The sequence below is a fragment of the Candidatus Streptomyces philanthi genome, assembly GCF_059553635.1.
The window spans coordinates 1-9,092 of the sequence record NZ_JCANQV010000243.1 but is presented as its reverse complement, the minus strand read 5'-3'; the positions used below and the strand labels follow the sequence as shown (position 1 = coordinate 9,092).

Genomic DNA, 9,092 nt, shown 5'->3' with positions numbered 1-9,092 from the left:
CACCGGCTGACGCGCCGCCACATGATCGCGCCCCGCCCGTCTTCCCCTTCGGGCGGGGCGTCCCGCCGTCCGGCCCGGGAATCTCCCGGCGGCCCGGCCCGTTCCCTCCACGAGGCCCGCGGCGCGCGGGCCCCGACCGGCAGGAGGCAGCGTGTACGGCGATCCCGGGACGATCCGCAGAGTGCTCACCGAGACGGGCGACACCTGGGCGGTGGTCGGCCTGTCCGCCAACGAGAACCGCCCGGCGTACGGCGTGGCCGATGTCCTGCGGCGCTACGGCAAGCGGATCGTGCCGGTGCATCCGCGCGCCGAGACGGTGCACGGCGAACGCGGCTACGCGTCGCTGGCGGACATCCCCTTCCCGGTCGACGTGGTGGACGTGTTCGTCAACAGCGACCTGGCGGGCGGCGTCGCCGACGAGGCGCTGGCGGTCGGCGCGAAGGCCGTGTGGTTCCAGATCGGCGTGGTCGACGAGGCGGCGTGGGAGCGGGTGCGCGCCACGGGGACGGACATGGTGATGGACCGGTGCCCGGCGGTCGAGATGCCTCGGTTGGGGATGAAGGTGGTGGATCAGGGCCCGTCCGCGCCCCCTTCGTCCGCCACTCGCACGTAGCCGCCCGGCACGCCCCGTGGCCGGTCCGGCGAGGCCGGGGGCGCGCGTGCCGGACACCCCGCCGCGACGGAACGCGCCGGACGGGCGCTAACGTCACCTCATGCTCATGCCCACACCGCGTGCCGCCCGCCCCGAGGACGCCGCGGAACTGGTCCGGCTGCGCCGGATGATGTTCCGCGCGATGACCGGCCGTGACGAGCCCGGCGACTGGGAGCGGAAGGCCGAGGTGATGGCGCGCCGTCATCTGTCGGCCCCCAGGTGCTCGCTCGGCGCGTTCGTGATCGACGGCCGGGCGGACGACGGCGGACCGCATCTGGCGGCATGCGCGGTCGGCACGGTCGAGGAGCGGCTTCCGGCGCCCGGCCATCCGTCGGGCCGTTTCGGCTTCGTCTTCAACGTGTGCACCGACCCCCGGTACCGAGGCCAGGGCCACGCGCGGGCGACGACCGAGGCACTCCTGAACTGGTTCGCCGACCAGGGCGTGACCCGCGTCGACCTGCACGCCACCGCCGACGCCGAACCCCTCTACCGCAGCCTCGGCTTCACCGAACACTCCACGGCACTCTCCCTCGACCTGCGCCGGACACACGGTTAGGGCCCGTGGCGAACGTCGCGTCGTCCGCCGCAGGCGCGCCCCGGGCCAGGCCGACGGGGCGCGTCCGCGGCTCGGCGGTGGTACGGTCCGGCCCGCCGGTCGGCGGTGGGGCAGCGGGGCGACGCCCCGTCAGCCGACCGCCACGCCCAGCCCTTCCACCACCTCCGCACCCGGCAGACCGGTCAGGGCCTTGCCCGGCACGATGAGCTTGCCGCGTCGTCGGCCGCTGCCGATGAGGACGTACGGCATGTCGGCGACGGTGGTGTCCACGAGCAGTGCCCAGTCGGTGGGCAGCCCGATGGGGGTGATGCCGCCGTATTCCATGCCGCTGTCGCCGACGGCGGTCTCCATCGGGGCGAACGACGCCTTGCGGGCGCCGAGGTGGCGGCGCACGGTGCCGTTGACGTCGACGCGGGTGTGCGAGGGGACGAGGCAGGCGGCGAAGGTGGTGGTGGCGCCGCGCCTGCCCGCGACCACCACGCAGTTGGCGGACCGCTCCCGCAGCCAGTCGCCGTGGTGGGCGACGAGGTCCGCGGTGTCGGCGATGGCCGGGGCGGTGTCGACGTAGCGGATCTCCTCGACCGGGACCGGTGCGCTCCACTCGCGCAGCGCCGCGGCCACCGGCGGGGTGAGCAGGTCCAGGCGGTCGACGGCGGGCCGGACATCGTCGAAGGCATCCATGGGGTGCGGCATGCGCGTCAAACTAACAGCCTTCGCGGGCGGTGTTCCGGTCCGTTCCGGCAGGTGGACGGACCTCGCGTCCGGCGGGACGAGTACCGACAGGGGCATCGCGGCGGGTGCAGTTCCGCCATCGCGGTGGCCGGGCAGGACGAGTACCGGCAACGTCATCCCGACCGATTCGGTGCCGTCATCGCGGCAGCCGCAGACTTCAGCGCCCGCCCCACCGTCCCGCACGACGCCCCCACCGCCGCGACCACCGCCCCTCTACACCCCGGCGGCTGACGTCCCCACAGCCCCTCCTTCACCCCACCCCGGTCCCGGGCCTCCCGCCCTCCTCCCGACCGTCCTCGGCGGCCGACAGAGCGAGCAGTTGGGCCGGGGTGACGTCGTCGGGTATGGGGACGGGGGGCGGGGTGCGCAGTGGGGGGCGCCAGCCCTCCTCGGGGTGCCAGGTGCGGACGATTCTGGCGGGTGCGCCGGCCACCACCGCGTGGTCGGGTACCTCGCCGCGGACGACCGCGCCGGCCGCGACGACGACATTGCGGCCGAGGCGGGCGCCGGGCAGGATCACCGCGCCGGTGCCGATCCAGCTGCCGGGGCCGATGGTGACCGGTTCGGTGCGGGGCCACTGCTTGCCGACCGGGACGCCGGGGTCGTCGTAGCTGTGGTTGGTGGTGGTGACGTAGACACCGGGGCCGAAGAAGCAGTCGTCGCCGATCGTCAGCCGGACATCGGCGATCACATGGCTGCCGCGTCCGAGGACCACGCCGTTGCCGAGGGTGAGGACGGGGTCGGGGCCGAGGTCGAGGTCCGGCATCATGCCCGCGGTGAGGGTGACGTCCTGGCCGATGATGCAGTGCTCGCCGAGTTCGATCCAGCGTTCGCCGAAGACCGTTCCCTGCGGGAAGGCCAGCCGGGTGCCGGCGCCGATCCGGCGGAACCGGTAGGGCCCCGGCCGGTCGGCGGTCACCGCCGCGGCCTCCCGCATCCAGCGCGACCCGCGGTGCACGGCACGGGAGACGGCCCGGCGCCGCCAGGCCGCGAGGGACGAGAACACGTTCTTGTTCGACGGCATTCGCACACCGTACTCAGCGTGCCGTGTGCCCGGCCGGGCCCCGCCCTGTGATCTTCACCCCACCGGCCGTGGCTCAGTCCCGTTCGCCGTGGACCCGGGCGTGCGTCCGCGCCAGCTCCACGTACACCGCCGCGTTGGCCCGTATGCCCTCGCGTTCCTCCTCGGTCAGCTCCCGCCTGACCTTGGCCGGGACGCCCGCGACCAGTGAGCCGGGCGGGACGACCATGCCCTGCGGCACCAGTGCCTGCGCCGCGATCAGCGAACCGGCCCCGACGCGCGCGCCGTTGAGGATCGTCGCCCCCATGCCGACCAGGACGTCGTCCTCCACGGTGCAGCCGTGCAGGACGGCGTTGTGCCCGACCGAGACCCGGGCGCCGACGGTGACGGGGAAGCCCGGGTCGACGTGGACCGTGCAGTTGTCCTGGATGTTGCTCCCCTCCCCCACCGTGATCGGGCCGCCGTCGGCGCGCAGCACCGTGTGGTACCAGACGCTCGACCCGGCGGCCATCGTCACCTCCCCCAGGACCACCGAGGTCGGGGCGGTGAAGGCCGTCGGGTCGATGTCCGGGGCGGTGCCGCCCACGCCCGCGATCAACGCGTCCTGCGCCATGGAGGATCTCCTTCGTCCGTACGATCACGCCGTGGTGCACGGTACGCGGTGGAGAAGTCCGGTGGCCCGGGGGCCGGTTCACGGGTGCGGGGCGTCGCGCACGTACGTGATCCGGCCGCCGTGGACGCGGACGACCCGGACGGTCATCCCGCGGTCCGTGCCGCGCAGGTAGTGGGCCGTGCAGCGGGTCCAGGCCCCGGGGACCGCGGGCAGGTCGCTGACGCAGTCCACCGAGCGCGGCCCCTTGAGGATCAGCGGCAGCGACAGGTGCCCGGCGAGGGACGCGGCGACCTCGGCGCGCGGGACGCTGTCGCTGACGCGGTTCACCTCACTGGTCGCGTCCCGCTCCAGCAGCCACCTGCTGCCCGCGACGAAGCCCGCGGCCAGCAGGGCCGGCGCGGCCAGCGCCAGGCCGACGGCGCGCAGAGGGGTCACGGCGCTCCTCCCGGGCGGACGGTGGTACCCGGCCGCGACGGCCGGGGCACGACCCATTGTGAGGGTTCGGTGACCGACGGCAACAGGAGGACGCCGGAGCGGCCGTACGCGGCGGGCGTACGCCGGGGCGCTCAGACGGCCGAGGGCGCCGGTCCCCGCATCCGTTCGCTGATCCAGTGCAGGGAGTCGGGCATCCGCTGGAGGTAGGTACGGGCGTCGTGCCCGCCGCCGGGTATCTCGAAGAGGGTGGTACGGACCGGGCCGCGCGTGCACTCGCGGAGGAACGCCTTCACGTCCGTCACCGCCTTCTCCTCGGTGCCCAGCTCGAAGGCCAGATGGACGTCCGGGCCCTTGCGGTCGGCGAGCCGCCGGGCCAGCCACCGGGGGTCGTTGGCCCGCTTCGCCTCGGGGAACCCCTGCCACATCGGCGAGTCGGGGACCGTGTCGGGTCCGTTGACGATGGCGGCCTTGAACTTCTCCGGGTGCTTGAGCACGGCCTTCAGCGCGGCGAAGCCCCCGGACGAGGAGCCCATGAAGGCCCAGCCGTCCCGGTGGTCGTAGGTACGGAAGTGGGCTCGGGCGAAGTCCGGTACGTCCTCGGTCAGCCAGGTGCCCACCTTGGGCCGCCCCGGGATGTCGCTGCCGTCGTAGTACTTCTTCTCCGGGTTGAGGACGGGCATCACCACGATGAACGGCAGGGTCTTGCCCTGCTTCGACCACTCGGCGATCCGTTCCTGGAGGGCGTACCGGTCCGACGCCCAGTAGTTGAGCGGGTACCCCCAGGACCCGGGCAGGGCGATCAGTACGGGGAAGCCGCTGCGGGCGTAGCGCGCCTGGTCGTACTGGGGCGGCACCCAGGCCCAGATGTCGCCGGTGATGCCGGAGGCGCGGCCGTGCCAGCGGGTGGTGACGATCCTGGTGCCGTCGTCGCCCGTGGTGCGGTACTCCGTGAGGGCCGACCGCGGCGCCCGGGGCTGCGCCACCCGGGGCGGCGCGTCGTCGGCGGCCTCTTTGACCTGCGTCTTCAGCCTCGGGACACGGGAGGCGTCGACATGTTCGGGGCCGCAGCCGGCGAGGAGCCCCAGCAGGGCGAGCAGGCTCACCAGGGCGCCGGGGCGCGGGCACTTCATCGGGGTGTTCTCCTCGGGGTGAACGCCCGGCGGGGCGGCGCGCGAATGCGCCGCCGGAAGGGGAGGGCCAGGGCGGTGGCCACCACCTTAAGATCATTTCGGAGCGGGTCGTGCCCCGGGCCCTCCCGCACGGCGTACTCCGGCCACCGGCACCGGCACGCCACCGGCCCGGCAGCGGGTGCTGCCGGGCCGGTGTGCTGGGGCGTGGGTCGTTCCGGTCAGTCGGCCGGGGAGGCCGCCGCCTTCTTCTCCGCCTCGGCCGCCTCGCGGGCCGCGGCGGCCTTCTTCGCGCGCCACTTCATCAGCAGGAAGGAGCCGATGCCGAAGAGGACGGCGGCCACCAGTCCGAGGTAGGAGAAGCGCTTGAGCCATGCCTCGGCGACCACGCCGAGGGTGTACAGGAGGGCGGTCGTCCCGCCGGCCCAGATGATGCCGCCGAGGACGTTGGCGATCAGGAACTTCCAGTACGGCATCCTCAGGACACCGGCCAGCGGCCCGGCGAAGATCCGCAGCAGGGCGATGAAGCGTCCGAAGAAGACCGCCCACATGCCCCACTTGTCGAACTTCTCCTCGGCCATCCGGACGTGGTCCGGGCCGAAGTGCTTGGGGAACTTCCGGCCCGCCCAGTCCAGCAGGGGCTGGCCGCCCTTGCGGCCGATCAGATAGCCGATCGAGTCCCCGATGATCGCGCCGGCGGACGCGCAGGCGCCGAGGACGAAGGGGTCGATGTGTTCCTGTGTCGCGGCGAGGATCGCGGCGCTGACGAGGACGATCTCGCCGGGCAGCGGGATGCCGAGGCTCTCCAGACCGATGACCACCCCCACCAGGAGGTAGACGCTCAAGGCCGGTACGGTCGCCAGCCACTCCTGGATGTGCAAAGCCGCTTCCTCCGCTTGGTGTCGGGCCCCGTGGGGCGCTGCCCGCCGTCAACCCGGCCCGGCGCCGGTCGGCGACTCCCCCGGCACGCCGTGGGGCGCCCGGGAAGGGTACTCGATCCGGCCCGGCGGGAAGGGGTCCCGCCCGTGCACCGCCGGGTACGCACGGGGGAAGACGCGCAGGTGTGACGGGAGGTTGCGCACCTGGCACAAGGGCCCGCCGCGCAGCGCGCGACGGGCCGGGACGGAGGCGGGGCGGGGCTCAGCCGTTGGGGCGCAGGGTCCAGACGATGGTCATCTCGCCGGTGACGGCGCCGTCCTCGCGGGTGATGGCGACGTGGACGGGGAACTCGGGGCGCTCGCCGGCGTCGAGTGCGGCGATCACCTCGGTGGCCGGGCGGCCGAGTTCCGCGGTGGCGGTGACCGGGCCCATGGCGAGCTTCTTGTAGCCGATCTCGGCGCGTACGGCCAGCGGCACCGCGCGGCCCAGCTCCGATCCGAAGGCGGCCATCACGACGGCGCCGCTGGCCGATTCGGCGAGGGTGAACATCGCCCCGGCGTGCGGGCCGCCCACGTGGTTGTGGAAGTCGGACCGGTCGGGGAGGCGGACCACGGCACGCTCGGCGGTGGCCTCGGTGAATTCGAGGTCGAGGGTGCGGACCATCGGCACGGAGGCCGCCATCATCGCGCCGATCGGCGGCAGGGCTTCGGAGGACATGGCGGCATGTTACCTACCGGTAGCTTAGGGGGGAAGGGGTACCCGGGAGCCCGCGGCCGCCGCCCGCCGCGAGGCCGCTCCGGCGGGGCCGCCCGGATAGGCTTCCGGCCCATGTGGCCGAGACGACGACAGATCCGGAACGCCGGGTGCCTCCCCTGCACGACCGGGCGGTGGCGGTGATCACCAGGCATCCCTGGGCGGGACGCAACTTCACCCTCCTCACGGCGGCCACCCTGGTCGCCGGCCTGGGCAGCTCCGGCGCCCTGGTGGCGTCCGCCTTCGCCGTACTGGAGGCCGGGGGCACGGCGGGCGACGTCGGTCTGGTCGCCGCCGCCCGCACCGTGCCCCTCGTCGTGTTCCTGCTGGTCGGCGGCGCACTCGCGGACCGGCTGCCGCGCCACCGGGTGATGGTCGCGGCCAACGCCCTCAACTGCCTCTCGCAGGGCACCTTCGCCTGGCTGGTGCTCGCCGGGGAGCCCCGGCTGTGGCAGATGGCGCTGCTGGCCGCGCTCGGCGGCACCGGGAGCGCGTTCTTCGCCCCCGCGTCCGAGGGAATGGTGCTCGCCAGCGTCTCCGGCGCGCACGCGAGCCGGGCGTTCGCGGTGTTCCGGATGGCGCAGAACGGCGCGAACATCGGCGGCGCGGCGCTGGGCGGCGCCCTGGTCGCCGCCGTCGGGCCGGGCTGGGTGCTGGCCGTGGACGCCGCCTCGTTCGCCGTCGCGGGTGCGCTGCGCGCCTTCCTCGACATCAGCGGGACCCCCGAGCGGGCGCCGGGCGGCGGGCTGCTGCACGACCTGCGGGACGGCTGGCGCGAGGTGGTCGGCCGTCCCTGGCTGTGGACGGTGGTGGTGCAGTTCTCCGTCGTCAACGCGGTGCTGACCGCGGCCGAGTCGGTGTACGGCCCGCTCGTCGCCGCCGACCGGCTGGGCGGCGCGGGCCCCTGGGGCCTGGCGCTCGCCGCGTTCGGCGTCGGGACGACGGGCGGCGCGCTGCTGATGACCCGCCGCTCCCCCAGACGGCTGCTGTTCACCGGCAGCCTCTGCGTCTTCCCCCTCGCCCTGCCGTCCGCGGCGCTCGCGGTACCGCTGCCCGTCACGGCCGTCGTCGCGGTGATGTTCGTGGCCGGGATCGCGGTCGAGGTGTTCGCCGTGACGTGGATGACGGCGCTGCACCAGGAGATCCCGGAGGAGAAGTTCTCCCGGGTGTCGTCCTACGACATGCTCGGCTCGGTGTCCCTGATGCCGCTGGCCGCCGCGCTGGCCGGCCCGGTGCAGGACCTCGTCGGCCGGTCCGCTGCGCTGTGGGGCTGCTCCGCGCTGATCGTGCTGCTGACGGCCGCCGTGCTGTGCGTCCCGGACGTACGGCACCTGACCCGGCGCCCGCCGGAGCCGGACACGGGCGGGGCCGCGGGGCCGGAGCGGGCGGCGGCCCCGGAGCGCGGGGCGGGGGTCTGATCAGCCGACGCTGAACGCGCCGTCCGGCGGCACCGGTGAGGCGACGGCCCCGGTGTCCGTCACGGCGGCCGCGTCCCCGATCAGCTCGGTGAGCGCCTCGCCGTGGACGACCCGCGCCGGGAACGCGTCACCGGCCGTACGGCGGGCCAGCGCGGCCAGCGGCAGTCCGGTGTGCGAGGCCACCACGACCGTGTTCCCGAACCGCCGGCCGCGCAGCACCGACGGCTCGGCGATCAGCGCGAGATGCGCGAAGACCTGGGCGTACGTGGCGAGCTGGCCGCGCAGGAAGGCGAACGGGGCACTGTCGGCGAGGTTCGCCGTGTACCGGCCGCCGGGGCGCAGCACCCGGGCCGCGTCCCGCGCGTACCCGAGGGAGGTCAGGTGCGCCGGGACCCGCGAGCCGCCGAAGACATCGGCCACGAGGACATCGGCGCTCCCGTCGGGCGCCTGCGCCAGCGCGGTGCGGGCGTCCGCCACCCGTACGGTGACGCCGGACCCGTCCGGCAGCGGCAGCCGTTCGGCGACCAGCTCCGCGAGGCCCCGGTCCGCCTCGACGACGAGCTGGCGGGAGCCGGGGCGGGTGGCAGCGAGATAGCGCGGCAGGGTCAGTGCCCCGCCGCCCAGGTGGAGGGCGTCGAGCGGCCGGCCCGGCGCGGCGGCCTCGTCCAGGACGTGGGCGATCCTGCGGGCGTACTCGAACTCCAGCTCCGTGGGCGCGTCGAGGTCGACGTACGACTGGGGCGCGCCGTCGACGGTCAGCAGCCAGGCGCGGGCCCGGTCGACGTCGGGCAGCAGCTTGGCGGTGCCGTGGTCCACGGCGCGGGTGACCGGTACCGGCTCGGGTGCTTCGTCCACCGCCCCATTGTGACGGGTCCGGGCGCGGCGCTCCCCGTCAGCCGTCCCAGA

General features: G+C 74.6%; 11 protein-coding genes. 3 read left to right on the top strand and 8 right to left on the bottom strand.

Going from position 1 to position 9,092, the window contains the following annotated elements:
* Window positions 1–151 precede the first annotated feature (151 nt).
* Window positions 152–613, top strand: coding sequence for a CoA-binding protein (locus tag AC51EU_RS23080; RefSeq protein ID WP_496268953.1), 462 nt, complete (start codon window positions 152–154; stop codon window positions 611–613).
* A gap of 106 nt (window positions 614–719) precedes the next feature.
* Entirely contained in the window at window positions 720–1,208 is a 489-nt protein-coding gene (locus tag AC51EU_RS23075; RefSeq protein WP_496268954.1) for a GNAT family N-acetyltransferase, read from the top strand.
* 129 nt (window positions 1,209–1,337) lie between these two features.
* Here the strand turns inward: AC51EU_RS23075 and AC51EU_RS23070 are convergent, their stop codons facing one another.
* From AC51EU_RS23070 to AC51EU_RS23040, 7 genes are all read right to left on the bottom strand, one after another.
* Window positions 1,338–1,901 (bottom strand): YbaK/EbsC family protein, encoded by a 564-nt coding sequence (locus tag AC51EU_RS23070; RefSeq protein ID WP_496268952.1) that lies wholly within the window; start codon window positions 1,899–1,901, stop codon window positions 1,338–1,340.
* 289 nt (window positions 1,902–2,190) lie between these two features.
* Complete coding sequence (locus tag AC51EU_RS23065; protein WP_496268951.1) at window positions 2,191–2,964, bottom strand: acyltransferase; 774 nt, start codon at window positions 2,962–2,964, stop codon at window positions 2,191–2,193.
* Between the two features lie 73 nt (window positions 2,965–3,037).
* Entirely contained in the window at window positions 3,038–3,574 is a 537-nt protein-coding gene (locus AC51EU_RS23060) for a gamma carbonic anhydrase family protein (RefSeq protein ID WP_496268950.1), read from the bottom strand.
* 78 nt (window positions 3,575–3,652) lie between these two features.
* Window positions 3,653–4,009, bottom strand: coding sequence for a DUF4333 domain-containing protein (locus AC51EU_RS23055; protein WP_496268949.1), 357 nt, complete (start codon window positions 4,007–4,009; stop codon window positions 3,653–3,655).
* 131 nt (window positions 4,010–4,140) lie between these two features.
* A complete protein-coding gene (locus AC51EU_RS23050; RefSeq protein ID WP_496268948.1) occupies window positions 4,141–5,139 on the bottom strand; it encodes an alpha/beta hydrolase in 999 nt (332 codons plus the stop codon).
* Window positions 5,140–5,357: 218 nt separating this feature from the next.
* The gene (locus AC51EU_RS23045) at window positions 5,358–6,017 is read right to left on the bottom strand and encodes a DedA family protein (protein WP_496268947.1); all 660 of its coding nucleotides are present in this window, start codon (window positions 6,015–6,017) and stop codon (window positions 5,358–5,360) included.
* Window positions 6,018–6,276: 259 nt separating this feature from the next.
* Window positions 6,277–6,732 carry a DUF4442 domain-containing protein gene (locus AC51EU_RS23040; RefSeq protein ID WP_496268946.1) on the bottom strand — a complete coding sequence of 152 codons (456 nt, stop codon included), beginning with the start codon at window positions 6,730–6,732 and terminating at the stop codon, window positions 6,277–6,279.
* 146 nt (window positions 6,733–6,878) lie between these two features.
* On the opposite strand from AC51EU_RS23040, the gene AC51EU_RS23035 reads away from it, so the two are divergent.
* Complete coding sequence (locus AC51EU_RS23035; RefSeq protein ID WP_496268945.1) at window positions 6,879–8,186, top strand: MFS transporter; 1,308 nt, start codon at window positions 6,879–6,881, stop codon at window positions 8,184–8,186.
* Here the strand turns inward: AC51EU_RS23035 and AC51EU_RS23030 are convergent, their stop codons facing one another.
* Window positions 8,187–9,041, bottom strand: a complete 855-nt coding sequence (locus AC51EU_RS23030) for a spermidine synthase (protein ID WP_496268944.1) — start codon at window positions 9,039–9,041, stop codon at window positions 8,187–8,189.
* Between the last annotated feature and the right edge of the window lie 51 nt (window positions 9,042–9,092).